General features: G+C 34.4%; 22 protein-coding genes. 11 read left to right on the plus strand and 11 right to left on the minus strand.

Going from position 1 to position 25,199, the window contains the following annotated elements; translation table 11 throughout:
* Positions 1-307: 307 nt before the first annotated feature.
* The 9 genes from ilvA to ilvD form a co-directional block, all read right to left on the minus strand.
* The gene (ilvA, locus tag BTJ66_RS12210) at positions 308-1,576 is read right to left on the minus strand and encodes a threonine ammonia-lyase IlvA (protein WP_099091217.1); all 1,269 of its coding nucleotides are present in this window, start codon (positions 1,574-1,576) and stop codon (positions 308-310) included.
* 20 nt (positions 1,577-1,596) lie between these two features.
* Positions 1,597-2,172, minus strand: coding sequence for a 3-isopropylmalate dehydratase small subunit (gene leuD, locus BTJ66_RS12215; protein ID WP_099091218.1), 576 nt, complete (start codon positions 2,170-2,172; stop codon positions 1,597-1,599).
* A complete protein-coding gene (gene leuC, locus BTJ66_RS12220) occupies positions 2,173-3,543 on the minus strand; it encodes a 3-isopropylmalate dehydratase large subunit (protein WP_099091219.1) in 1,371 nt (456 codons plus the stop codon).
* A gap of 17 nt (positions 3,544-3,560) precedes the next feature.
* The gene (gene leuB, locus BTJ66_RS12225; RefSeq protein ID WP_099091220.1) at positions 3,561-4,601 is read right to left on the minus strand and encodes a 3-isopropylmalate dehydrogenase; all 1,041 of its coding nucleotides are present in this window, start codon (positions 4,599-4,601) and stop codon (positions 3,561-3,563) included.
* Entirely contained in the window at positions 4,598-6,133 is a 1,536-nt protein-coding gene (locus BTJ66_RS12230) for a 2-isopropylmalate synthase (RefSeq protein ID WP_099091221.1), read from the minus strand. Before BTJ66_RS12230 ends, leuB begins: the two co-directional genes overlap by 4 nt.
* Positions 6,134-6,287: 154 nt before the next feature.
* A complete protein-coding gene (gene ilvC / locus BTJ66_RS12235; RefSeq protein ID WP_099091222.1) occupies positions 6,288-7,292 on the minus strand; it encodes a ketol-acid reductoisomerase in 1,005 nt (334 codons plus the stop codon).
* Positions 7,293-7,339: 47 nt separating this feature from the next.
* Entirely contained in the window at positions 7,340-7,813 is a 474-nt protein-coding gene (ilvN, locus tag BTJ66_RS12240; RefSeq protein WP_099091223.1) for an acetolactate synthase small subunit, read from the minus strand.
* Positions 7,810-9,600 carry a biosynthetic-type acetolactate synthase large subunit gene (gene ilvB, locus BTJ66_RS12245; protein ID WP_099091224.1) on the minus strand — a complete coding sequence of 597 codons (1,791 nt, stop codon included), beginning with the start codon at positions 9,598-9,600 and terminating at the stop codon, positions 7,810-7,812. Before ilvB ends, ilvN begins: the two co-directional genes overlap by 4 nt.
* A 12-nt stretch (positions 9,601-9,612) precedes the next feature.
* The gene (gene ilvD / locus BTJ66_RS12250; RefSeq protein ID WP_099091225.1) at positions 9,613-11,301 is read right to left on the minus strand and encodes a dihydroxy-acid dehydratase; all 1,689 of its coding nucleotides are present in this window, start codon (positions 11,299-11,301) and stop codon (positions 9,613-9,615) included.
* A 686-nt stretch (positions 11,302-11,987) separates the two neighbouring features.
* On the opposite strand from ilvD, the gene tsaE reads away from it, so the two are divergent.
* The 5 genes from tsaE (at position 11,988) to BTJ66_RS12275 (ending at position 15,192) form a co-directional block, all read left to right on the plus strand.
* Positions 11,988-12,449 (plus strand): tRNA (adenosine(37)-N6)-threonylcarbamoyltransferase complex ATPase subunit type 1 TsaE, encoded by a 462-nt coding sequence (tsaE, locus tag BTJ66_RS12255; RefSeq protein WP_099091226.1) that lies wholly within the window; start codon positions 11,988-11,990, stop codon positions 12,447-12,449.
* On the plus strand, positions 12,430-13,092 hold the full coding sequence (gene tsaB, locus BTJ66_RS12260; protein ID WP_099091227.1) for a tRNA (adenosine(37)-N6)-threonylcarbamoyltransferase complex dimerization subunit type 1 TsaB: 663 nt from the start codon (positions 12,430-12,432) through the stop codon (positions 13,090-13,092). The genes tsaE and tsaB overlap by 20 nt, the downstream gene beginning before the upstream one ends.
* On the plus strand, positions 13,065-13,529 hold the full coding sequence (rimI, locus tag BTJ66_RS12265; protein WP_099091228.1) for a ribosomal protein S18-alanine N-acetyltransferase: 465 nt from the start codon (positions 13,065-13,067) through the stop codon (positions 13,527-13,529). Before tsaB ends, rimI begins: the two co-directional genes overlap by 28 nt.
* Complete coding sequence (gene tsaD, locus BTJ66_RS12270; protein ID WP_099091229.1) at positions 13,522-14,547, plus strand: tRNA (adenosine(37)-N6)-threonylcarbamoyltransferase complex transferase subunit TsaD; 1,026 nt, start codon at positions 13,522-13,524, stop codon at positions 14,545-14,547. The genes rimI and tsaD overlap by 8 nt, the downstream gene beginning before the upstream one ends.
* Before the next feature lie 222 nt (positions 14,548-14,769).
* Complete coding sequence (locus BTJ66_RS12275; RefSeq protein WP_099091230.1) at positions 14,770-15,192, plus strand: VOC family protein; 423 nt, start codon at positions 14,770-14,772, stop codon at positions 15,190-15,192.
* Positions 15,193-15,314: 122 nt separating this feature from the next.
* On the opposite strand, the gene BTJ66_RS12280 is transcribed toward BTJ66_RS12275, so the two are convergent.
* Together BTJ66_RS12280 and BTJ66_RS12285 are read right to left on the minus strand one after the other, a co-directional pair.
* Positions 15,315-16,916 carry a MutS-related protein gene (locus tag BTJ66_RS12280; RefSeq protein WP_099091231.1) on the minus strand — a complete coding sequence of 534 codons (1,602 nt, stop codon included), beginning with the start codon at positions 16,914-16,916 and terminating at the stop codon, positions 15,315-15,317.
* Positions 16,917-17,280: 364 nt separating this feature from the next.
* Entirely contained in the window at positions 17,281-19,209 is a 1,929-nt protein-coding gene (locus BTJ66_RS12285) for an ABC-F family ATP-binding cassette domain-containing protein (RefSeq protein WP_099091232.1), read from the minus strand.
* 145 nt (positions 19,210-19,354) lie between these two features.
* On the opposite strand from BTJ66_RS12285, the gene BTJ66_RS12290 reads away from it, so the two are divergent.
* From BTJ66_RS12290 to BTJ66_RS12315, 6 genes are all read left to right on the plus strand, one after another.
* Entirely contained in the window at positions 19,355-20,002 is a 648-nt protein-coding gene (locus tag BTJ66_RS12290) for a redox-sensing transcriptional repressor Rex (RefSeq protein ID WP_099091233.1), read from the plus strand.
* 216 nt (positions 20,003-20,218) lie between these two features.
* Positions 20,219-21,301 carry a YeeE/YedE family protein gene (locus BTJ66_RS12295; protein ID WP_099091234.1) on the plus strand — a complete coding sequence of 361 codons (1,083 nt, stop codon included), beginning with the start codon at positions 20,219-20,221 and terminating at the stop codon, positions 21,299-21,301.
* Positions 21,302-21,322: 21 nt separating this feature from the next.
* Positions 21,323-21,547, plus strand: coding sequence for a sulfurtransferase TusA family protein (locus BTJ66_RS12300; protein WP_099091235.1), 225 nt, complete (start codon positions 21,323-21,325; stop codon positions 21,545-21,547).
* Positions 21,548-21,693: 146 nt separating this feature from the next.
* Positions 21,694-22,647 carry a LacI family DNA-binding transcriptional regulator gene (locus BTJ66_RS12305; protein ID WP_099091236.1) on the plus strand — a complete coding sequence of 318 codons (954 nt, stop codon included), beginning with the start codon at positions 21,694-21,696 and terminating at the stop codon, positions 22,645-22,647.
* 89 nt (positions 22,648-22,736) lie between these two features.
* Positions 22,737-24,218 carry a sucrose-6-phosphate hydrolase gene (locus BTJ66_RS12310; RefSeq protein ID WP_099091237.1) on the plus strand — a complete coding sequence of 494 codons (1,482 nt, stop codon included), beginning with the start codon at positions 22,737-22,739 and terminating at the stop codon, positions 24,216-24,218.
* Positions 24,218-25,186 (plus strand): carbohydrate kinase family protein, encoded by a 969-nt coding sequence (locus BTJ66_RS12315; protein ID WP_099091238.1) that lies wholly within the window; start codon positions 24,218-24,220, stop codon positions 25,184-25,186. Before BTJ66_RS12310 ends, BTJ66_RS12315 begins: the two co-directional genes overlap by 1 nt.
* Positions 25,187-25,199: the final 13 nt, after the last annotated feature.

Raw genomic sequence — 25,199 nt, forward strand, 5'->3', positions numbered from 1 at the left:
AAAGCGCTTGAAGCTGACGAACTGAACGAAAGACGAAACGAGCTTACAAGCGGTAAGTGAGTGAGGAAAGAGAGAAAGTGAGAAAAGATGCGAGCGCTTGTCTCATGATAGTAAAAGCTCCTTAGCGCCGATGGTAGCAGACTTACGTTCCGCAAGAGTAGGACGTTGCCAGGCAATTAGAGACCCAAACGGGTCTCTTTTTTTTATGTCTATAGAGCTTAACTTCCACTTCGAAGAAAAGACTACCAACAAAAAAGCGAATTCTTGGTAGTCTAGAATAATGCTATGAATGGGTACTTTATTATAATTAGATTAATAGAGAGTATAGCATTTTATTCTCATTAATATAGATATTTGATTTATCAAATTCATCTACATTTGCTTTTAAGTTCTCTAAATCTTTATGATTATTTAACTGAATACCAATTATTACGGTACCAGTATTTTGTGAAGATTTTTTGAGGTATTCAAATTTAGTAATATCATCTTTTGGTCCTAGGACTTCATTAACAAATTCTCTTAATGCACCAGGACGTTGAGGGAAGTTCAGTATAAAGTAATGTTTCATTTCTTCAAATAATAAGGAACGTTCTTCAATTTCCTTCATCCGATTAATGTCATTATTACCACCGCTTACGACACAGACAACTGTTTTACCTTTGATTTCTGATTGGTATTGGTCAAGCGCTGCAACACTTAATGCACCAGCTGGTTCAGCAATGATGGCTTGTTTTGAGTACATATCCAAAATTGTTGAACAAACAGCGCCTTCATGTACTTGAATATAATCATCTACGACATTTTTTGAAATATCAAAAGTAATTTCTCCAACACGAGCTACAGATGCGCCATCAACAAATTTATCGATTTCTGGTAAAGTGACAACTTGATTTTCTAAAACTACGGAAGTATACATACTAGATGCACCTGCAGGCTCAACACCAATGATTGACGTCTGTGGTGAGTGTGCTTTAAAATAAGTACCTACACCAGAAATTAAACCACCGCCACCGATAGCTGCAAATAGGTAATCAAATTGAATAGCATCATCTTTAGATTGTTCAAGAATTTCTTTAGCTAATGTACCTTGTCCAGCTATAGTATAAATATTGTTGAAGGGATCGATGAAATTCATTTTATTATCTTCAGTATAAACAAGCGCTTCTTTGAGACATTCGTCAAATGTGTCACCAGTTAATACAACTTCTGCATTGTTACCTCCAAAAAATTTCACTTGATCAATTTTTTGAAGTGGTGTAGTTACCGGCATAAAGATGACAGCTTTTAAATTTAATTTACTAGCTGTATAAGCCACACCTTGAGCATGGTTACCTGCACTCGCACAAGTAATACCATTTTGTTGGTCATGTTCATTTAAGGCTACAATGGCGTTATAGGCACCCCTTAGTTTAAATGATCTAACCCATTGCAAATCTTCACGCTTTAAGTATACGTTGCAATCATATTTTTGAGATAAATAATGATCTTTTTGTAATGGTGTCTCTTTAACTATATCTTTTAATTGTAAGAAAGCTTCATCTATATCTTTTGAAGAAACAGTTGTTTTAACAGTCATAAGTTTCACCCTTTATTTAATTAATATGTTTTTGCTGTTTCATAATTTTTAATTGCTTCTTCATATTGTAATGTAATGTCAATGTCATCTAAACCATTGACGAGTTTTTTCTTCCAAGTTTCATCAATTTGAAAATTAAATGATTTGTCATTTGTTGAAACAGTTTGATTTGGTAAATCTATGGTAATTTCTCCAGCGTTTGCTAGATACTCCCTTATTTCTTTATCTAGTACAATTGGTAACATTGCGTTCTTGGTACAATTCATATAAAAAATATCACTATAGCTACCAGCGATAATAATATCAAATCCGTAGTCTTTAATAGCCCACGCAGCATGTTCACGACTAGACCCACATCCAAAATTTTCTCCTGTAATTAAAATAGTTGCGTCTTTATACTCAGGTTTATTAGGATTGAAATCTGGATTATCTGATCCATCGTCTAAATAGCGCCATTCATCAAATGCAAAAGGGCCAAATCCAGTTTTAGAAATACGCTTTAAATGTACTTTTGGAATGATTTGGTCAGTATCAATATTGTCATTAAAGAGTGGAACGACTTTGCCTGTATAAGTTGTGATAGGTTTAATTTCCATTTAGACGACCACCTTTCTTACATCTACAAATTTTCCATTTATAGCAGCAGCTGCCGCCATAGCAGGTGATACTAAATGTGTGCGCGCACCTTTACCTTGGCGTCCTTCAAAATTACGATTACTTGTTGATGCACAATGTACGCCATTAGGCACTTGGTCCGGATTCATTCCTAAACACATTGAGCAACCTGGCTCTCTCCAATCAAAACCAGCATCTTTAAATATTTTATCAAGACCTAATTTTTCTGCTTCTATTTTAACCGTGCGTGAACCAGGTACTACAATCGCAGTAATGTTGGGGTGCACGGTATTACCTTTGACGATATGACTTGCTTCAACCAAGTCAGAAAGGCGAGCATTTGTGCAAGAACCTAAGAATACATAGCCTAAATCTATGTCCTCAGCTTTTTGACCAGGTTGAAGACCCATATATTGATATGCACGTTCATCATTGACATTTTGAATTTCAGGGAACGGTGTATTAAAACTTACACCCATTTCTGGATTAGTTCCCCAAGTTACTTGAGGCTCTAAAGTAGATACATCTAGCGTAATCACTTTATCAAATTCAGCATCGTCATCTGTATATAATTCTTGCCAAGCATCTATGTCATATTTGAAATTTGTGGCGTATGGGCGTCCTTTAACATATTCAAAAGTTGTTTCATCGGGAGCCATCATACCATATTTTGCGCCAGCTTCTATCGCCATATTACAAATTGTCATTCTAGCTTCCATAGATAAACTGCGAATCGTTTCTCCAGAAAATTCTAAAGCATACCCAGTACCAAAATCTACACCATATTGATTAATAAGGTATAAGATAATGTCTTTAGCATAAACACCCGTAGGTAATTGTCCAGTAACATCAATTTTTAAATTCTTCGGTTTAGTTTGCCAAAGTGATTGCGTTGCAAAAACATGTTCAACTTCACTAGTACCAATACCAAAAGCAATTGCGCCAAATGCACCATGAGTAGCTGTATGTGAGTCACCACAAACAATGGTCTTACCTGGTTGAGTTAATCCTGTTTCAGGACCAACCATGTGTACAATACCTTGCTCGTCAGACCCCATATCAAAAATATGAACCCCAAAGGCTTTTGCATTGTCTTGTAAAGTATTGATTTGTTTATTAGCAATTTCATCCTTAATGTTAAAAATATCGACAGTAGGGACGTTATGATCTAAAGTTGCAAAAGTTAGGTCGGGTCTACGTAATTGTCTGTTTTGTAGTCTTAATCCTTCAAAGGCCTGAGGAGATGTGACTTCATGTATAAGATGTAAATCAATGTATAATAATTGTGGGTCACCTTCTTTACCGGTTAAGACATGCTTGTTCCAAACTTTATCAAATAGTGTTTTACCCATATGACATCTCCTCCTTTTTAAAGATTTTCTTTTACGAAATTAAAAATTTCTGATGTATTGTAATTACCATTGAGATCACGGGTTGTCTTACCTTCTTTTATTAATTGATATATCACAGTCTCTAAATGATTTGCTGCTGTTTCTTCATTTAGACTTTCTCTCAGACACATTGCTACGGACAATAACATCCCAAATGGATTTGCTTTATCCTGATTAGCAATATCTGGAGCAGAACCATGAATAGGTTCATACAATCTAGGACCTTGTTCACTAAAGCTCGCTGAAGGTGATAATCCTAACGAACCAGGTATTACTGATGATTCATCACTTAAAATATCTCCAAATAAATTTTCTGTAACTATGACATCGAATTGTGAGGGATTAGTAATTAAATGCATTGCACAAGCATCGACGAGTAAGTGATTCACTTCAACGTCAGGATATGATTGAGCAACATCATTAATTACATTACGCCACAATTTACTAGATGAGAGTACATTTTCCTTATCTACAGAGGTTAATTTTTGTTGTCTCTTCTGAGCTAAATCAAATGCTACTTTGGCTATGCGTTCAATTTCCTTTCTTGTATAAGTAAGGGAATCAAGCGCATCGTTATCATTGAGCTTCTTAGGTTCACCAAAATAAATACCACCCGTAAGTTCTCTTACTAATACAAAATCTGTACCAACGACGCGTTCTTCTTTAATTGGAGATAGGTGGCTTGTACCTTTTGTCACAGTAGTGGGGCGTATATTGGCGAATAAACCTAATGCTTTACGGATACCAAGTAATCCTTGTTCTGGCCTGTTATTTGGGTCTGTCCATTTCGGCCCACCAACTGCACCCAATAGAATTGCGTCAGCTTTTTTACAAGCATCTAATGTTGAGAACGGAAGAGGCTCACCATAGTTATCTATAGCAATACCACCAAAATCATGTGTTTCTAATTCATATTCAAAATTGTAAGCATTACTTAGGTGTTCTAATATTGCTAATGAGCCATTCATTATTTCTGGGCCTATTCCATCACCGGGAAGGGCAACAATCTTATAACTCATGAATGAATACCTTCTTCCACTTTTGTATTAGCTACATATTTGGCATGTGCTTCCACATATGATTTACAAGATGCTAATAAGATATCATAATCTATACCGACACCAGTTACTACTTGTTCATCAATTTTTATTTGTACATGAACTTCAGCCTGTGCATCTGTTCCTTCTGTGACAGAATCTATACGGTATTCGATTAATTCTGTCTGACGGTTGAAAATGCGATCGACTGCATTATATACAGCAACTATAGAGCCAGTACCTATACTTGAATCTTGATACGTATTGCCATCTTTATCTTTTATTACAACGACAGCACTTTGTAAGCCACCAGAAACAAATTGTAATTGAAGTGTTTCTACTTTATATATGGCATTTTGTTCATGTTCGGTACCTTGAATTAAAGCATGAATATCGCGATCAGTGACTGCTTTTTTCTTATCAGCAACTGTTTTGAATTGTTTGAATAACGCTTTCTGTTCTTCAGGGTCAACATCGTATCCTAAAGCAGTCAGTTTTTCGGCAAAGGCATGCTTACCAGAAAGCTTTCCTAGTGGTAATTCAGTCGTTTTAACACCAACAAGTTGAGGAGTCATAATCTCATAGGTTTCTGGATTTTTAAGTATACCGTCTTGGTGTATACCTGATTCATGACTAAACGCATTTTGACCAACGATTGCTTTATTTCTTGGGACTCGAATACCTGCAAATCGAGCAATTAAATCAGACGTTTGTTTTGTAGCTTCTAAATTAATTTGAGTTTGATTACCATAGTGGTCTTGGCGAACATAAAGGCCCAGTGCAACTTCTTCAAGTGCTGTATTACCAGCACGTTCACCAATACCATTCAGTGTACCTTCAATACGTTTTGCTCCATTTTCAATTGCTGCCATACTATTTGCTACAGCAAGACCTAAATCATCATGACAATGTGCACTATAAATTACATCGTGGTCTGAATGAATAGATGCTTGTAGTGTTTTGAAAATTTCACCATATTCTTCTGGATAGCTAAATCCTACAGTATCAGGGACATTAATCACACTAGCACCAGCGTCTACTGCTGTTTGAACACATTCGATTAGAAAGGGTAATTCAGTTCTTGTTGCGTCTTCAGGTGAAAACTGAACAACCTCAAAATATTGTTTAGCATAAGAAACGTGCTCTTTAATTGATGCTAATACTTCTTCTTTAGTCATCATCAGTTTTGAATCACGATGAATAGGGCTTGTTGCAATAAATACATGAATTCTAGGTATAGCTGCCTCTTTTGTTGCTTCATATACTGCATCTATATCTTTTTTAACACAACGTGCTAATCCACAGACAGCTGTAGTAGTTAAAGTTTTTGCAATCGCTTCAACCGATTTAAAACTACCAGAGCTAGAAGCGGGGAAGCCAGCTTCAATAATGTCTACGCCCCATTTTTCAAGTTGTTTAGCAATCTTCAATCTTTCGTCGAATGAAAAGTTTACGCCAGGTGTTTGTTCGCCGTCTCTTAGTGTTGTATCAAAAATTTGAATATGGCTACTCATTTTCAACATCTCCTATAAATGATTTTTAGACAAAGGTCTCGATATCGAGAAAGTTGAAGCATCTTACTAAATATACTAATACAGCAATATTTACTTTTGCATTAGAACAAAGTTAGATGGTTCTAATCACGATATAGTACGATGAGTTGTCTAATTATTTTTCAATGCTTTTAGATTTGATAAATGGCATCATATCACGAAGATCTCTACCAACCGCTTCGATTTGATGACCATGTTGTTCTTCACGTAATTTATGGAATTCTTCAAAATTATTTTGATTATCTTTAATGAAGCGATCACTGAAGTTTCCATTTTGAATATCATCTAGTACAGCTTTCATATTGTCTTTAACGTCAGGTGTGATGACACGTGGACCAGAAACATAATCACCAAATTCAGCTGTATTTGAAATGGAATAGCGCATGTTTTCCATACCACCTTCATACATTAAATCAACAATTAATTTCATTTCATGTAACACTTCAAAATATGCAATTTCAGGTTGATATCCAGCCTCCACTAATGTTTCAAAACCAGTTTGGATTAATTTAGTAGTACCGCCACAAAGAACTGCTTGCTCTCCGAATAAGTCAGTTTCTGTTTCTTCTTTGAATGATGTTTCTAATACACCAGCGCGTGTCGCACCAATACCTTTTGCGTAACTTAATGCTAAATCTGTAGCTTCGCCACTTGCATCTTGTTCAACTGCAAATAGGGCAGGTACTGCGCTTCCTTCAGCAAATGTGCGACGTACTAAATGTCCTGGTCCTTTAGGTGCCACTAAGAAAACATCAACGTTTTCTGGTGGTTGAATCACTCCGAAATGGATGTTAAAGCCATGAGCAAATACTAGTGCATTATTTGCCACTAAGTTTGGTTCAATTTCTTCTTTGTAAACTTGGCCTTGAATTTCATCTGGTAATAACACCATGATGACATCAGCTTGCTTTGCTGCTTCATTTACAGGATGTACTTCGAAACCATCATCTTTAGCTTTGTCAAAAGAACGTCCAGGTCTGATACCGATGATGACATCATAACCATTGTCTTTTAAATTTTGGGCATGAGCATGACCTTGAGAGCCATATCCAATGATTGCTACTTTTTTACCTTGTAAAGCGTCCTTTGTAACTGATTGATCATAATAAACTGTTGTCATAATAAAATCCTCCATTTTTTCAATTAAGTATTGTATCAACTTTCAATTTAAACTAATGCTGCTGAACCAGTTCTTGAAACTTGTTCAATTTGATATGATGATAAATCATCTAATAAATTATCCATCGTATATTGTGGACCAGAAGCTTGTAGATACGTAGAAGAGGCTTCCTGTTTCAATATAGAGACTAGCGCATCATATGGTTTGATTACATTTTGCAAATCTTGTTGATTAGTTGGTGTCTTTAATTTAACAAGTACTAATTCTCTGTTATACGTATTGTTTTCCGTGATGTCTTCTACATCGATAATGTTAATCTGTTTTTCTAATTGTTGAAGTAGGTTACGTAGTACATCTCTATCTGGCACTTCTGCTACAAAAGTAATATCAGAAATACCTTCTTCTAAAGTAGGAGTTGCTGATAATGTCACGATATTAAACTGTCTACGAACGAAGATACTAGTTAAACGGTTTAGCGTACCAGCTTTATCTCTTACTTTTGTCCTAAACGTCCTTCTCATAATAGTCCCTCCATTTCATGATTGGCTTTACCACTTGGTACCATTGGAGATACAGGTTCTATAGGTGAAATTCGTACATCAATGAGTGCAGGCCCATCATGCTGAAAAGCTGCATCTAATTGTTGTTCTAATTGATTTGGATCATTAACTAAAAAGCCTTTCACATTATAAGCTTCGGCTAATTTTAAAAAGTCTGGTTGTCCATTAAATACGGAGTGTGAAAAACGTTTATTAAAGAATTTATCTTGCCATTGTTTAACCATACCGAGCGTGCCGTTATTGATAATGACAATTTTTATATCAAGATTATACTCTTCTAATATGGCCATCTCTTGATTTGTCATTTGGAAACCACCATCACCTACAAAGGCCACGACTGTTTTATCTGGTTCTGCAAGCTTTGCTCCTATAGCAGCAGGTATACCGAATCCCATTGTACCGAGGCCACCACTTGTTACAAGTTGACCGTGATTTTTAAAAGGATAGAATTGAGCAACCCACATTTGATGTTGACCTACATCAGTGGTTACTACAGCATCACCTTGAGTGATTTCTCCGATATATTCAATTGTTCGTTGTGGTTTAGAAAATACACCTTCTTCATCTTCTTTATAAGAAAAGGGTTGCTGTTCTTTATTTTTAGTACAAGTATCCAACCACGCTTCATGTCTAATCGCATTACTTTCAAAATCTAATAAAGCCTCTAATGTTGCTTTACAATCTGCAACGATACCTAAGTCAACTTTGATGATTTTATTGATTTCTGATGCATCTATATCAACGTGTACAATTTTGGCGTTTGGTGCAAGGTCATCTGGATTACTTGCTAGGCGATCGTCAAAACGACTGCCAAAGTTAATGAGTAAGTCGCATTCTGTTAAGGCCATATTGCTTGCATATGATCCATGCATACCACCCATACCTAAAAACAGTGGATGCTCATATGGTATAGCACCAAGGCCTAATAACGTACTTACAACAGGAAGTTGATGTCTGTTTACAAATTCTGTAAATACTTTATTTGCTTTTGCATGATTGATGCCAGCTCCTGAAAGAACAATCGGCTTTTTAGCACTTTTAAGATAGTCACGTAATTTTTGAATATCTTCCTTTTTAGGTTGATTAGGGACAGTATATCCCGGTAGTTCTAATTCTTCTGTTACTTGAGCGTTAGTTGATAAAATGCCCATATCTTTTGGAAAATCAATAACAACAGGGCCTTTTCTACCAGTATTAGCAATATGAAATGCTTCATGAATTATGGTAGGAATATCATTTACGTTTTTGACTTGATAATTATGCTTGGTAATAGGTGTTGTCATTGAAAGCAAGTCAGCTTCTTGGAATGCATCTTTCCCAATGCCAGGTGTGGCTACTTGGCCTGTGATGACAACTAATGGTAATGAATCGCTATATGCATCAGCGATACCTGTAATTGCATTTGTTGCTCCTGGACCACTAGTTACGACCACGACACCGGTATTGCCAGATACTCTTGCATATCCTTCAGCTGCATGTGTAGCTCCTTGTTCATGTCTTGCAAGAATATGTTTAATTTTCCCTTCATAAAAAGTGTCGTAAAGTGGGAGTACTGCACCACCTGGATAACCAAAGATAAAGTCTACATTTTCACTTGCAAGTGATTCTACCAATAATTCAGAACCTGATCTCATTTCATCTATTGTTTGTTGTTCCAATTCAACTTCAGGTTCAACAGCTTCAGCTGCTTCAAAAGAATCGAAATCTTCTGACAATTCCTCTTCAAGTATTTCTGTTTGTTTAGGCATAATACTCACTCCTTAAATGAGATTTTCTGGTACTTGCATGATGCCGCCTGTATTAGCACTTGTCACTAATGCAGTGTAACGTGCAAGATATCCTGTCTTAACTTTTGCTTTAAATGGTTTTACATGTTGTTTACGTGCATCTAATTCTTCTGTTGAAACATTAACATCTAACGTTCTGTTCGTTAAATCTATTGTGATTTCATCTCCGTCATTGATTAACCCAATAGGGCCACCTGCTGCAGCTTCCGGAGAAATATGTCCAACTGCAATGCCTCTGGTTGCACCTGAGAATCTACCGTCTGTAATGAGGGCTACATCTTTTCCTAACCCACGACCTACAATAGAAGAAGTAGGGGCTAACATTTCTGGCATGCCTGGTCCACCTTTAGGTCCTTCATATCTGATGACGACAACGTGGCCTTCACGAACATCATGATTATCAATAGCTTCAACCGCTTCATCATGAGAGTCGAAACAAATAGCTTTACCTTTAAAGACTTTGATTGATGGATCAACGCCACCCACTTTAATGACTGCACCTTTAGGAGCAAGATTTCCATATAAGATAGATAGTCCGCCTTGTTTATCATATGGATTATCTAAATGTCTGATAACATCACTATTTAAAATTTCTTTATTTTCATTGTTTTCACGTAATGTTTTGCCTGTTGCAGTAATTCTATCAGGATGCAAAGTACCTTCTTTTTTAAATAATTCGTTAATGATTGCAGGTACACCACCAGCTTCATGTACATCATGCATAGAATACGAAGAGCTTGGTGCTATTTTGGAAAGGTAGGGTGTTTTCTTGGCAATTTCATTAATTCGTGTTAAATCATAATCAATTCCTGCCTCATTTGCGATAGCAAGCGTGTGAAGCACTGTGTTTGTTGAACCACCCATAGCCATATCTAAGGCGAATGCATCGTCAATTGCTTCTTGTGTCACAATATCTTTAGGTTTAAGATCATTTTTAATGTTATCTACTAATTTGAATGCAGCTTCTCTAATCATTTCTCTACGTTGTTCACTAACTGCGAGTGCAGTGCCGTTATATGGAAGGGCTAATCCTAAAACTTCCATTAAACAATTCATTGAATTTGCAGTAAACATGCCTGAACATGACCCACAAGTAGGGCAAGCATTTTGTTCCATATCTAAAAACTCATTTTTTGAAATTGAGCCATCTTTAAATGCGCCAACTGCTTCGAACATAGATGAAAGTGTTAGCGCTTTACCTTCAGAAGATAAACCGGCTTTCATTGGACCACCTGAACAAAAAATTGCTGGTACATTTGTACGAACAGCTGCTAATAACATGCCTGGTGTAATTTTATCGCAATTAGGGATGTAGAATACACCATCAAACCAATGGGCATTGATTACTGTTTCAGCTGCATCAGCGATGATTTCTCTAGATGGAAGGGAATATCTCATTCCGATATGGCCCATTGCAATACCATCATCTACACCGATTGTGTCAAATTCGAAGGGAATTGCACCTGCTTCTCGAATTGCTTCTTTTGCTATGTCTGCTAATTCTCTTAGGTGTACGTGTCCTGGGACAATATCAATATATGAGTTACAAATTGCCACGAATGGCTTATTCATATCTGTTGGTTTTTCTAATGCACCCGTTGCATGTAAAAGACTTCTTGCTGGTGCTTGCTGATCTCCTTTTTTGATCATGTCACTTCTCATATTTAATTCCCCCATAAAATTGAAAATAAAAAAGTGTCCCAATAAATTATTGGGACACTTTAAAGTCCCATTCAACTAGAATAAGGACTTAAACGTTTAGTAGTTTCTTTACTAAAGTTCCAGTCCTATGAGCATAATAAAATGACTAAAATATTTGAAGTTGTTGGTTGAGTTTGCATGGTATTTTGGGTCATTTTATTATACTCCTCTCGATAGAATGGTTTGTTTTTCTGATTTGTTTGAAATATCTAAAAAATTGATAAATTAAATTTACTACAATGGAATAGCTATGTCAATAACTTTTTGAAATTTTCTGTTAATTTGAATGTTTCTAATTTAAAGGAACTTGTTTTCATATGAAGTATTATTTGCAAAAATTTGTTAAACTATAGTAGTTAATTTAAGACAAAGACAGAACAGACTTGTAAAGTATAAGGCCATAATTAATCACTTTAATTTTAATAAAATCAAATGGTGTTATAAAAGTTTAAATTGCATAAACTTAAAGATAATACATTTAAGATATAAAAATAAGTTTAATAGAGTACCTGAGCAAATGCTCATGTGTAAAAGCAACTAATCACAATAAATTGTGAAGTTGAATAAAAGGAACACCTGAGCAAATGCTCATGTGTAAAAGCAACTAATCACAATAAATTGTGAAGTTGCTTTAAAAGGAGAGGGCAATGATAAAAATTAATGATTTGGAAGAAATGAAAATATTTGGCAGCATTTTAACTAAATACCTGTCTGCTGGAGATGTAATTTTACTGGATGGAGATTTAGGTGCTGGTAAGACGACATTGACTCAATTTATAGGAAAAACATTGGGTGTGAAAAGAAATATTAATTCTCCTACATTTAATATTATAAAATCCTACAATGGCAGCAATTTAAAATTACATCATTTGGATTGCTACAGATTAGAAAATTCAGATGAGGATTTAGGTTTTGATGAGTATTTTGAAGATCAAGCTATTATAATAATAGAATGGAGTCAATTTATTGCTGAATATCTCCCGGCATCTTCATTAACAATTGATATAAAAACAATCAGCGATTCAGCAAGAGCAATAGAACTAAAAGCAAGTGGAAAACATTATGTCGATATAAAGGAGGCTGTTTTAAGTGAATTATCTACTGATTGACACATCTAATCAGCCTTTATCTGTTGCAGTTATGCAAGATGATAAAGTATTAAGTGAATATAATACTAACGAAAAAAAGAATCATTCAATTCAATTGATGCCAGCGATTTCAAAAATAATCGATGAAAGTCAAATAAATAAAAGCGAGCTAGATGCAATTGTTGTTGCTCAAGGGCCAGGCTCATATACTGGTCTAAGAATAGGTGTAACGGTGGCTAAAACATTGGCTTATGCGCTTAACACTAAATTATATGGTGTGTCTTCGTTAAAAGCATTAGCAGCAACAGTTAAGGAAGAAAATATTCTAATCGTACCCGTTTTCGATGCAAGACGAGAAGCAGTTTATACAGGCATATACATGAATCAAAATGGATATTTAATACAAATGATTGAAGATCAATATTTAACTATTTCTGAATTAATAGAAATGCTACATGATTATGGGGAGCCTTATCAATTTGTAGGACCTGATACAGAAAGATTAGCTGAGTTATTAGATAGTACGTGTAAACCAAATTTACCAAAAGCAAAAGAAATGAAAGCATTAATTCAATCACCAACTGAAGTTCATCAATTTAAACCAAACTATATTAAAATATCTGAGGCAGAGAGAAATTGGTTGGACCAACAGAACAAGAATTAAACATTCGTTTAATGTCTCTAGATGATGTACCGCAAGTATTTGATATTGAAAGAAATAGTTTTAATGATAGTAGTTGGTCAATTGATGCATTTTATCATGAAGTAGAGCAAAATGAATTTGCTCATTATTTTGTAATAGAATTTAATGAAAGTATAATTGGTTATATTGGAATTTGGATTGTTATTGATCAGGCACAGATTACTACTGTAGCTATCCTCGAATCGTATAGAGGTTATGGGTTAGGACAGCTTTTACTTAGATATGTGATGAGTTATGTTCAGACAAATTGTGAAACAATGAGCTTAGAAGTACGCGTTGATAATGATGTAGCGCAGCATGTGTATACAAATTTAGGTTTTCAATATGGAGGAAAACGTAAAAATTATTACGGTGAAGGTGAGGATGCAATAGTGATGTGGGTGAATTTGAATGAGTGAAGCAACATTGATATTAGCGATAGAATCGAGTTGTGATGAGACAAGTGTTAGTATAATAGAAGATGGCAAGCATATACGTAGCAATATTGTATTGAGCCAAATTGAAAGCCATAAACGCTTTGGAGGCGTCGTTCCTGAGGTGGCAAGTAGGCATCATGTTGAAGGTATTACAGCAACTATAGATGAGGCATTAAATAGTGCAAATACTACAATGGAAGAAATTGATGCTGTAGCAGTCACACAAGGACCAGGATTAATTGGGGCATTGTTAGTTGGAATAAACGCAGCAAAAGCACTCGCATTTGCTTATGATAAGCCGTTAATTCCAGTTCATCATATAGCCGGTCATATTTATGCGAATCACCTAGAAAAACCGTTACAGTTTCCGCTAATAGCGCTTATTGTTTCTGGAGGGCACACTGAATTAGTGTATATGAAAGATCACTTAAGTTTCGAAGTAATCGGTGAAACGCGAGATGATGCTGTTGGTGAAGCATATGACAAAGTTGCTAGAACGATTGGGTTAAGCTACCCTGGTGGTCCACAAGTAGATAATTTAGCAGCTATAGGTGAAGATAGTTATGACTTCCCAAGAGTTTGGTTAGATAAAAATAGTTATGATTTTAGCTTTAGTGGTTTAAAAAGCGCAGTAATAAATAAACTACATAATTTACGTCAAAAAGGTGAAGTCATAAATGAAGCGAACGTAGCAACAAGTTTCCAAAATAGTGTCGTTGAAGTCTTAGTAGGCAAAACAGTAGCTGCTTGTAAAAATTATAACGCAGCCCAACTCATTGTGGCCGGTGGTGTTGCAAGTAATAAAGGATTAAGAACACAATTAGCAATCACATGTGAGTCAAATGGAATCAACTTATCAATACCAACTCCTCAGCTATGCACAGATAATGCAGCAATGATTGGGGCAGCAGGACATTATTTATTTAAAGCTGGTGTAATAGCAGATATGTCATTAAATGGCTATAATCATATGGATATAGAGCAATGTTCAATTGAGTGATAGAAATTAATATAGTATATTTGAATAAGTCATAAACAAGCAATACATGATAAAACAAGTTAGGTTACTTTTAGCCTAGCTTGTTTTTTTATTATGTAATAAATGAAAATAAATAAGTTTATAAATTCATCTGTAAAAATAGGGGTATATGTATTTTAGAGTTATTGATTAACGTAAATACTGATTTTTTAAATCATGTAAATTAAAGGGAGGACGATTATAATGAAAGCAGTACAATATTTTAATTTTAAAAATAGTTTAGCGGCATTAAATTTTTATGAAAAGCATTTAGGTGCAACAAATATTAAAAGAGTCAGTGGAGATAATGAGATGTTTAAAGATATGCCTGAAGAATTTCAAGTTCCACCAGATTTTACAATGAATGCTTCATTTGAAATTCTTGGTGAAAGATTTTATTGTAGTGACACTTGGAAGAATAAAAATATTGATAATAGCGGTGCAATCGTGACATTTACTTTTGATCATACAAATGAAGCAGATAAAGCTGAAGCTAAAGCATTTTTCAATAGAGCAGTGGAAGCAGGTTGTGAAGTGACTATGCCGTTAGGTGCAACAGAATGGTCTGAATTTTATGGTATGTTTAATGATCCATTTGGTATTACATGGATGATTAATGCAGAGTAAGAAAAGGGCAACAAATCTACAGAAATTAATTGTCTAACAGTTATTACCAAGGCAGCAAGAAGTAATAATAGAGCGGTAATACGTATCAATGTCAGAATTGATAGCGTATTACCGCTCTATTTTTAATCACTATGACTAGCTGTAGACTTCGCGCGAACGTATATCTTATCTGGAAAGTTCATGATGCGTAGTAATTCTATCGCATTTCTTGTGTCCGCTTTACCAGGCTTGATTTTAAAATCAAAGGAGATTTCGTCATCTGATATGGATTCATTAAAATGATAATTTGTATAGATATGATCTAGTAGATTTGATAATTCGATATCATGTGTAGCGGCAATGACTCTATAATTGTTTAATTGATTTAAATAAGTTAGTACTGATTCTGATGCTGCAATCCGCTCGGTCGTATTGGTTCCTTTGAAAATTTCATCAATAAATACGTAAATTTCGTCAGTTGATTTGATATCAAATAGGCGTTTAATAGATTTAACTTCAGACATGAAATAACTGTCTCCAGATGTAATATCATCTTGATTAACCATTGAAGTATATACCAAACCTGGTTTATAAATAAATTTACTAGCTGTAGCTGTGTGAATTGTTTGAGATAATAAGATATTCAATGCTATGGCTTTCATAAATGTAGACTTTCCGGAAGCGTTTGAACCAGTTAATAAAATATGCTCATTAATTTTTAATGAATTAGGAACTGCATGACTGATGAGTGGATGTGTCAAATTTTCAAAGGATATGTTATCATCTTTTGTCTTTTCAGGAATTGTATACTCGTCTAATGTTTCTTGCCATAAAGCTACCGCATAATGATTGTCGATATTTGCTACATAGTCATAACAGGCCATAACTTCATCTTCGTATTTTTTAAAACTATTTTGTATTAAGTGAAATAAATGATAATCCAACATAAATATTAACTTAAAAAGCATTGAAAAGATTGAAGTCTCATCGCTCGTGTTAACACGGCCAAGTAAACCACTAAAGCGACGTGCTGTCGTGAAATGCTTAAAATTAACCTCTAGTGTAGGTGTTTGTTCAAATTGCTGAAGTGCGTGTGCTTTTTTAATAACATTAGAAGTATAGAACATGGAATTTAAGTCTTGTTCAAATGTTCGTTTCAGAAAGCCACTTAAAATCATATTGTAAATCGTAGCGATGATAGTTAGTACAACCCCCACACTAGGGATAATAAAAGCGCTTATTAGGCATATAATAGGTAAATATGTGCAAATCATATAAAAATGATTTCGCTTTATGTAAGCAATTTGGTCAGGAAAAATTGGATAAATAGATTTTCCTATTTGTGCTAAATGTAAAGAGACTTGACTTCTGAATTTACCATCAGATTTAAAGTGATCTATAAGTGAAAGATTATTTACTTCGAACATATGTCTTAAGGTAGCAAAAAGTCGCATCTCGCCAATGGCTGTAAAATTGAAATTCATACGATGAAACACAGTGTCTAAATTCAAATCTGACCAAGATTTATCATCTAATAATTGATGTGTATCATACTTGTTTTTATATGTATCAAACTGATAACTATAATTATGGTTCGGTCGAATAAAAGTTTCTAATGGTAGTTGTGAAGACCATAGGGTATTAATCTTATGAATTAATTTTTTATTTTCAATAATGGGTGTAATAATTGTTAAAGCTGAAGCGGCTAATATAAATGCAATAACAAACCATAAGATAGTTGGCATAATCGCAAATCGTCCTTTCAATGTCGTATTTAGCTATCTTTTAATTATGACATTGTCTTATTATTTTCACAAATCATTATTTATGTTTAAACACGCTAGAAATCTATTGTCAACAGGGAACGTGCGTACTTATCAACAAATAGTGCACAACATGTGGATAAGTTGGTGTAAATGATGTGGATATTTACCGTTATCTGAAATTTATATACAAATAATCGTTACTTTTTACTTGTTGATAACTAGGATAACTTTGTGGATAGCTTTCGTTGTAACAATTATCATGTGAATAATTTTGTTTGAGATGAGTTAAATAAAAAAAGCTAAAGTAGTATTTTCTACTTTAGCTTGTTAATAGATTTAGCGTTTAAATTAACTTTTCTTGTAAATCTGCCCATTCGGCCATAATCTGTTCTAATTTTTGTTCGGTATGTTGTTTGGATAAGGCCAATTCGTTGGCTTTTTCAGGATTTGAATAAACGTTAGGTAGCGTAAGCTGTTCATTTATTTCATTAATTCGTTCTTCGTAACGTTCGATGTCATTTTCACAATGTTCAATTTGACGTTCAATTTGACGCTGTTCTCGTTTTTGCGCTTTTTGATCAACATATGCGTCAGTAGGACGTGCTTCTATTTCAGTCATAGTTGGATTTTCTGATTCTTTTTTAGCTTGTAAAGCAGCTTTTTCTTCGATTTTTTCAATAAAATATTGGTAGTTACCTAAATACAGTGTTCCACCCGTTCGTTCTAAATCATAAACTTTATTCGCAAGTTGATTGATAAAATAACGATCGTGAGATACGAACAAAATAGTGCCACCAAAGTTAGCTAAAGCTTGTTCTAGCATTTCTTTTGAATCAATATCTAGATGGTTTGTAGGTTCATCTAATATGAGTACGTTATTACGTTCTAACATAAGTAGTGCGAGCTGTAGTCTTGCTTTTTCACCACCAGATAAATCATTAATAATCTTTTTAACATCATCTTGAACGAAAAGAAAACGTCCTAAAACTGCTCTGATATCTTTTTCATTCATCGTTGGATACTGGTCCCACAAATAATCTAATATGGTTTTATTTGATTTAAATTCAGCTTGTTTTTGATCATAATAGCCTATTTTTAAATTTGCACCAGTGGTGATTTCACCACCTAATTTATCTTGTAGACCCGCAATTGTTTTTATTAAAGTGGATTTACCAATCCCATTAGGCCCAATGATGGCAATATGATCCCCTTTAGTTACTTCAATATTAATATTTTGAGTAATAGGGGTATTGTAACCAATTGCTAGATTTTTTATGTGGAATACATCGTTGCCCGTGTTACGGTCGAAATCAAATTGAATATTAGCACTTTTTGCATCTATCATGGGTTTATTGATACGGTCAATTTTTTCTAATGTTTTACGACGACTTTTTGCCATGCCAGTTGTTGAAGCACGAGCAATATTTTTTTCAACAAATGTTTCTAGTCGTTTAATTTCTGCTTGTTGATTTTCGTATTCTTGCATACGTTTTTCATAATATTTATCTCTTTGCTCTATGAATTGCGCATAGTTTCCAACATAATGTTGAACATCGCCAAGCGCGACGTCATATATTTGAGTGACTATCTTATCTAGAAAATATCTATCGTGACTGATGATTACAATGGCACCTTTAAAATAATTCAAATAGCCTTCTAACCATTGTGTTGTCTCCATATCTAAATGGTTTGTAGGTTCATCAAGCAATAGTAAATCTGGTTCACTTAATAACATTTGAGCTAAAGAAAGTCGCGTTTTTTGGCCACCGCTAAAATCATTAATTGGCCTATCAAAATCCGCTTCACTAAAGTTTAATCCGTGTAATACTGTTTTTATTTTACTTTCATATTGATAACCATCCTGTTGTTCAAATGTATTTGATAAGGACTCATAACGATCAATATGCATTTTATATACTTCTGTTTCATATTCATTGGCATGTTGAGCAAGCCAATCAGTTTCTTTTTTCATTTCCATTTCTAATTTTTTCATTGTTTCAAATGGTTTAGACATTTCTTCAAACACGGTTTGATGTGTGTCTAAGGTCATTTGTTGAGTAAGATAGCCGAGTTTTAAATTTTTACTCTTAGAAACATGTCCACTATCATATCCTTCGACGCCAGCAATTATTTTCATCAATGTTGATTTACCAGCTCCATTACGACCGACGATGCCAATACGTTCACCAGTCTTAACTTCAAAATCTACATTGCTAAAAATATCTTCACCGTCGAATGACTTTGTTAAATCATTGAGTTGTAATAATATCATCTGATTTTGCACCTCTCTATTCAATATCATTCTACAGTATTCTCGCTATGGTTAAAACTATCATTGTTTATTTTTATTATGCATTAATGTATAATGTTGTAGTGATTATAAGATTATATAGTATTAGACATTGAAATAGGGGGACATGATCTTGGCTAATCAAAGCGAAAAGATTCCTCGTGCTACATTGAAACGTTTACCGTTATATTATAGATTCGTCAATACATTAAAATCAAAAGGTATAGATAGGGTTAATTCAAAAGCGATTAGTGAAGGCTTAAATATTGATTCTGCAACAATACGTAGAGATTTTTCTTATTTTGGTGAATTAGGCAAAAAAGGTTATGGCTATAATATAGATAGCTTATTACATTTCTTTAAGAATGAGATAAGTGAAAACGATGAAATTAAGATTGCAATTGTAGGTGTAGGGAACTTAGGTAAAGCATTATTAACATATAATTTCTCAATACATGATGAGATGACAATAACAGAGGCATTTGATATTCGAGAAGAAATTATTGGGACGCAAATAGGTAAAGTGACAGTTAGTCCATTTGAAAAAATTACAGACATATTATCACAAGAACAAATTGATGTAGTGATTCTTACAACACCTGAGGAAGCGGCTCAAAAAGTTGCAGATACATTGGTGAAAGCTGGGGTCAAAGGCATTTTGAACTTCACGCCTAGTCGTGTTCAAACGCCAGCAGATGTCCAAGTACACCATATTGATTTGGGTATAGAACTGCAATCTTTATTATTCTTTATGAAGAATTATAGTAATAACTAGAGTGAAATTAACTAGCTTTTTATAAATACACTTTATTTCGCATGTGTGGATAATGTATTTGTAGAAGGTTAGTTTTTTATTTTTCGCATCAAAAGCGTCATTTCATATTTTTAATGAATTTTAAAGCATAAAGTTTTCTAAAACAGTAATGTTGAAATTTTATACGGAATCTAATATTATTAATCATATTGATTTCATCGGAAAAGAGGTTATGATATGACGTGGTTAATTATCAGTGGACTGATTGTCGGCGCTTTATTGGGATTTGTAATGCAGCGTACACGATTTTGTCTAGCTGGTGGATTTAGGGATATGTATATCCAAAAAAGTAATAAAATGTTTTACGCTTTATTGATAGCTATATCAGTACAGAGTCTTGGATTATTGGTATTAACGTCTACCGGATTCGTTGAAGTACCCGAATCAACATATCCAATCATCGGTACAGTTATTGGATCGTTTATTTTTGGACTAGGTATTATTATGGCTGGTGGTTGTGCAACAGGAACTTGGTACAGAGCTGGTGAAGGTTTGATTGGAAGTTGGATGGCACTCATTGCTTATGCTTTTACTTCTGCAGTAACGAAATTTGGTTTATTACTTCCATTAATGAATGGGTTGAATAAACCAACAAATGTAAATACCAGTATGTCAGAGACAACTGGCATTCCTACATGGGTTTTAGTATTGATTCTTATCGTTGTCACGCTATTTTTTGTAGTGAGAACATTACGTAAATCAAAACCCAAGTTTGCTGTACCTAAATTAAAACAAAAATTCACAGGTGTCCGTCACTATTTATTTGAGAAAAAGTATCATCCCTTTGTAGCAGCAATTGCGGTCGGTCTCATCGCACTCATTGCATGGCCAGTGAGTGAATCTACTGGCAGAATGTATGGCTTAGGTATTACTACGCCTTCAGCAAACATCGTTCAATTCTTTGTAACTGGTGATTTGAAATTATTAGATTGGGGCGTATTCCTCGTATTAGGTATATTCTTTGGATCTTACATTGCAGCAAAAGGTGCGAAAGAGTTTAAATGGAGACTTCCAGATAAAAAAACTATACGCAACAGCATTATAGGTGGTGTGCTAATGGGATTTGGCGCATCAGTTGCAGGCGGTTGTTCAATCGGTAATGGTTTAGTAGAAACTGCAACTATGTCGTGGAAAGGTTGGATTGCACTTGCTTCTATGATATTAGGAGCATGGACAATGAGTTACTTTGTATTTATTAGACCAATGAAAAAAACGCAAAGTCAATCTTCAAATACGACAGTTTCATCACAAACAACATAATTAGTATGGAGGTATAAATATATGGTACATGAATTAGGAACAGTAGGGATGGTTTGCCCATTTCCTTTAATAGAAGCACAAAAGAAAATGAATACGTTAAATAACGGTGAAGAATTAAAAATAGACTTTGATTGCACACAAGCAACTGAAGCTTTACCTAATTGGGCGGCAGAGCAGGGTTATCCAGTTACAAACTACGAACAATTAGACGATGCTTCGTGGACAATTACAATTCAAAAAGCATAAATAGGTCGACTAAACCAATTTGTTAAATTTAAGGTATAACACCTTGGTTCAAACAAATTGGTTTTTATTTTAAATGGTATTTAAAGCTATTCCGTTATGATAGAATTGATATTGTTATAATAGTGAATTAATGAGAGTGAGAAACTATGAAAAATATTGACGATATAGCAAAGCTAGCCGGAGTCTCTAAGAGTACTGTTTCTAGATATTTAAATAATGGCTCGGTAAGTATAAAAACTAAAGAAAAATTAGATAAAATAATACAAGAACAGGATTATCAACCGAATCAATTTGCACAAAGTTTAAGGGCACATCGTACCAATATGATAGGTGCTATCATTCCTAGAATGAATTCATTTGCGGTTGATGAAACTATTAAAGGTGTTAAATCCATTTGTGATGAATTGAATTATAGATTATTGCTTAATTTTACAAATTTAAATTCGGAGCTTGAGTTAGATGCACTGGATACTTTTTATAGAAGTAAGGTGGATGGCATCGTCTTAATGGCAACAGATATTACAGAAAAACATTTAGAAGTAATTAATAAGATGGATATCCCTGTCATTATCGTTGGACAATCTCATGAGCACTTACATTGTATCGTTCATGATGATTATCAAGCTGGATATCTTGTTGGAGACATCCTTGGAAATCAAGGTTATAAGGATATTCTATTTTTTGGTGTAACTGAAACGGATATTGCTGTAGGTATTCATAGAAAGCAAGGTTTTGTCGATGCACTAAAAACGTATGGAATTCAACCCCATATTTCGATAGCTTCTTTTAATTATCAAGAAGCAATGTTGGACGTTACGAGCGCATTACAAAAATATCCGCATTATGACGCGATTGTAGGTGCAACAGATTCTATTGCATTGGCAATTCATAAATATAATTCTGAGCACAATTTGTATAAATATATTGTAGGATTTGGTGGAGACCCAGTAACAAAAATAGTCTCACCACCAATCCATACGGTTAGCTATGCATTTAATCGTGCAGGAGAAGTGGCTATGGAAAAATTGAATCAGTTGATTCAACATGAAATTGTAGAAAATCAAATCACAATTGATATTGACGATTCATTTAAAATTTGAGTGAAACATGATATTATAAATAAATATAATATGGAACCGGTACCAAACCACTGATTAGAATACTACTTGAAACTAGGAGGAAGCTCGTAATGGCAGAGTGGACAAAAGAAGCACGTTATCAAAAGTATGAGAATGTAAATCAACAAACGATAGATGAGTTAACAGAGCGCGTTAACAATTCTAAATATAGACAAACTTTTCACATACAACCTAAGACAGGACTACTTAATGACCCAAATGGGCTTATATTTTTTAATGGTAATTACTACGTGTCACATCAATGGTTCCCATTAGGACCTGTGCACGGACTAAAATATTGGTATACATATACTAGCAAAGATCTTGTTCATTTTAATGCGGTTGGTCCTACGATTAAGCCAGATACAAAAGATGATAGTCATGGTGTATATAGTGGCAGTGCTTTTGAATATAACCATCATCTATATTATATGTATACCGCAAATCATCGTGATGAAGATTGGTGTAGAATTTCTACACAACAGATAGCGAAAATGACAAATGACGGAGAGATAAAGAAATTTCCGAAGCCTGTCATTTCAGCACCTCCATTTGGATATACGCAACACTTTAGAGATCCTAAAGTGTATGAAAAAGATGGTATATATTATGCTTTGATTGCAGCTCAAAATGTAAAAAAACAAGGCAGACTTTTACAATACTGCTCTACAGACATTGTTAATTGGCAGTTCCAAGGTGAAATTAAAACAAACTTAGACGATTTTGGTTATATGTGGGAATGTCCAGACTACTTTACTTTAAATGGTTACGATATGCTATTATTCTGTCCGCAAGGTATTGAAGCAGAAGGAGAGCAATTTAGAAACATTTACCAATCGGGTTATTTAATGGGACAGTATGATATAAATCAATTAACAATGAACCATGGTGATTTTCAAGAATTAGATCATGGATTTGATTTTTATGCACCACAGACATTTTTGAATGAAAAGGGTCAGCGTATCCTTATCGGTTGGATGGGCTTACCAGAAATAAATTATCCTTCTGATAAAGATGGATGGGCAAATTGTTTAACGATTCCTCGGGTGCTGACAGTAGAAGAAGGTAATTTAAAACAGCGTCCAATAAAAGCACTGGAAACATTACGTTCCAATGAAGAGACTGCTTTAGGCTACGCCAATAAATTTACGAAGCAATTACATCCATATGAAGGTAAACAATTTGAATTGATTATTGATATTTTAGAAAATGAAGCAACTGAAGTATATTTTGAAGTTAGAACAAGTAAAACTGAAACAACACTGATTACGTATAATGCTAAAGAACAAAAATTAACATTTGATCGAAGTGAAAGTGGCCCACTACCCAATCCTGTAGAAGATACAACACGTAGTACCTATTTAGATACGCCATTATCAAAATTACAATTATACGTAGATACGTCAAGTATAGAAATTTTCTGTAATGATGGCGAACGTGTGATGACTTCTAGAATATTTTCTGGAGAAGACGCAACAGGTATAAAAACATCAACCGAATCAGGACAAGTATATTTACGATTTACAAAATATGATTTGAAAGGTGATATTTAATGAGACGTCTACTGGCAATTGGTGAGGCTTTAATTGACTTTATCCCTGATACAACGGATTCTAAACTTAAAGACGTTCAAGGGTTTTCAAGACAGGTTGGTGGCGCACCTTGTAATGTAGCTTGTGCAACGACAAGGCTTGGTGGAAAGGCAGAAATGATTACACAATTAGGTCATGATGCTTTTGGAGATCTCATCGTAGAATTACTTGAAAGTATTGGGGTGGGTACACAGTATTTAACACGATCAACTAAAGCTAACACTGCCCTTGCTTTTGTAAGCTTAACAAAAGACGGGGAACGAGACTTTTCTTTTTATCGTAAACCATCAGCTGATATGTTATATAGTGAGCAAGAAGTCAAACACATAGATGTAACTGATAAAGATATACTACATTTTTGTTCAGTAGATTTAGTTGATAGTCCAATGAAAGTTGCACACAAAGCGTTGATTGAGAAAGTTAAACAAGCGAATGGTTCCATTGTATTTGACCCAAATGTTAGATTGCCACTATGGGAGAATGAAAGTGATTGCAAAGCTGCTATTCAAGAATTTATTCCATTGGCAAATATCATCAAAATTTCTGATGAAGAGCTATCATTTGTGACTGGATGTGAGAATGAACATGAAGCGATACAATGGTTATTTCAAGGTGATGTTAAAGCTGTAATTTATACAAAAGGTAGCGATGGCGCTGTTATTCACTTTAATGATGGGACAGAAATCACGCAAAAGGGATATAAAGTAAAAGCAATTGATACTACTGGAGCAGGGGATGCTTTTATTGGTGCTTTAATTAGTAGATTATTAGTTAAAGATGAAGTAGATATTATCCAATTATTAAAAAAAGAAGGAAATGAAATTCTCAAATTCAGTAATTATGTTGCAGCAATAGTTACAACGCAATATGGTGCAATTGAAAGTATACCTACCTTAGATAAAGTAAAAGATGCAATAAATAATAAATAATAATATAGTTAGA

It is taken from the genome of Staphylococcus edaphicus (assembly GCF_002614725.1).
GTDB classification, from domain to species: Bacteria; Bacillota; Bacilli; order Staphylococcales; family Staphylococcaceae; genus Staphylococcus; species Staphylococcus edaphicus.

Coding starts and splice junctions, on each gene's coding strand:
- ilvA (WP_099091217.1), bottom strand. CDS start 1,576: ATGACTGTTAAAACAACTGTTTCTTCAAAAGATATAGATGAAGCTTTC.
- leuD (WP_099091218.1), bottom strand. CDS start 2,172: ATGGAAATTAAACCTATCACAACTTATACAGGCAAAGTCGTTCCACTC.
- leuC (WP_099091219.1), bottom strand. CDS start 3,543: ATGGGTAAAACACTATTTGATAAAGTTTGGAACAAGCATGTCTTAACC.
- leuB (WP_099091220.1), bottom strand. CDS start 4,601: ATGAGTTATAAGATTGTTGCCCTTCCCGGTGATGGAATAGGCCCAGAA.
- BTJ66_RS12230 (WP_099091221.1), bottom strand. CDS start 6,133: ATGAGTAGCCATATTCAAATTTTTGATACAACACTAAGAGACGGCGAA.
- ilvC (WP_099091222.1), bottom strand. CDS start 7,292: ATGACAACAGTTTATTATGATCAATCAGTTACAAAGGACGCTTTACAA.
- ilvN (WP_099091223.1), bottom strand. CDS start 7,813: ATGAGAAGGACGTTTAGGACAAAAGTAAGAGATAAAGCTGGTACGCTA.
- ilvB (WP_099091224.1), bottom strand. CDS start 9,600: ATGCCTAAACAAACAGAAATACTTGAAGAGGAATTGTCAGAAGATTTC.
- ilvD (WP_099091225.1), bottom strand. CDS start 11,301: ATGAGAAGTGACATGATCAAAAAAGGAGATCAGCAAGCACCAGCAAGA.
- tsaE (WP_099091226.1), top strand. CDS start 11,988: ATGATAAAAATTAATGATTTGGAAGAAATGAAAATATTTGGCAGCATT.
- tsaD (WP_099091229.1), top strand. CDS start 13,522: ATGAGTGAAGCAACATTGATATTAGCGATAGAATCGAGTTGTGATGAG.
- BTJ66_RS12275 (WP_099091230.1), top strand. CDS start 14,770: ATGAAAGCAGTACAATATTTTAATTTTAAAAATAGTTTAGCGGCATTA.
- BTJ66_RS12280 (WP_099091231.1), bottom strand. CDS start 16,916: ATGCCAACTATCTTATGGTTTGTTATTGCATTTATATTAGCCGCTTCA.
- BTJ66_RS12285 (WP_099091232.1), bottom strand. CDS start 19,209: ATGATATTATTACAACTCAATGATTTAACAAAGTCATTCGACGGTGAA.
- BTJ66_RS12290 (WP_099091233.1), top strand. CDS start 19,355: ATGATCTTGGCTAATCAAAGCGAAAAGATTCCTCGTGCTACATTGAAA.
- BTJ66_RS12295 (WP_099091234.1), top strand. CDS start 20,219: ATGACGTGGTTAATTATCAGTGGACTGATTGTCGGCGCTTTATTGGGA.
- BTJ66_RS12300 (WP_099091235.1), top strand. CDS start 21,323: ATGGTACATGAATTAGGAACAGTAGGGATGGTTTGCCCATTTCCTTTA.
- BTJ66_RS12305 (WP_099091236.1), top strand. CDS start 21,694: ATGAAAAATATTGACGATATAGCAAAGCTAGCCGGAGTCTCTAAGAGT.
- BTJ66_RS12310 (WP_099091237.1), top strand. CDS start 22,737: ATGGCAGAGTGGACAAAAGAAGCACGTTATCAAAAGTATGAGAATGTA.
- BTJ66_RS12315 (WP_099091238.1), top strand. CDS start 24,218: ATGAGACGTCTACTGGCAATTGGTGAGGCTTTAATTGACTTTATCCCT.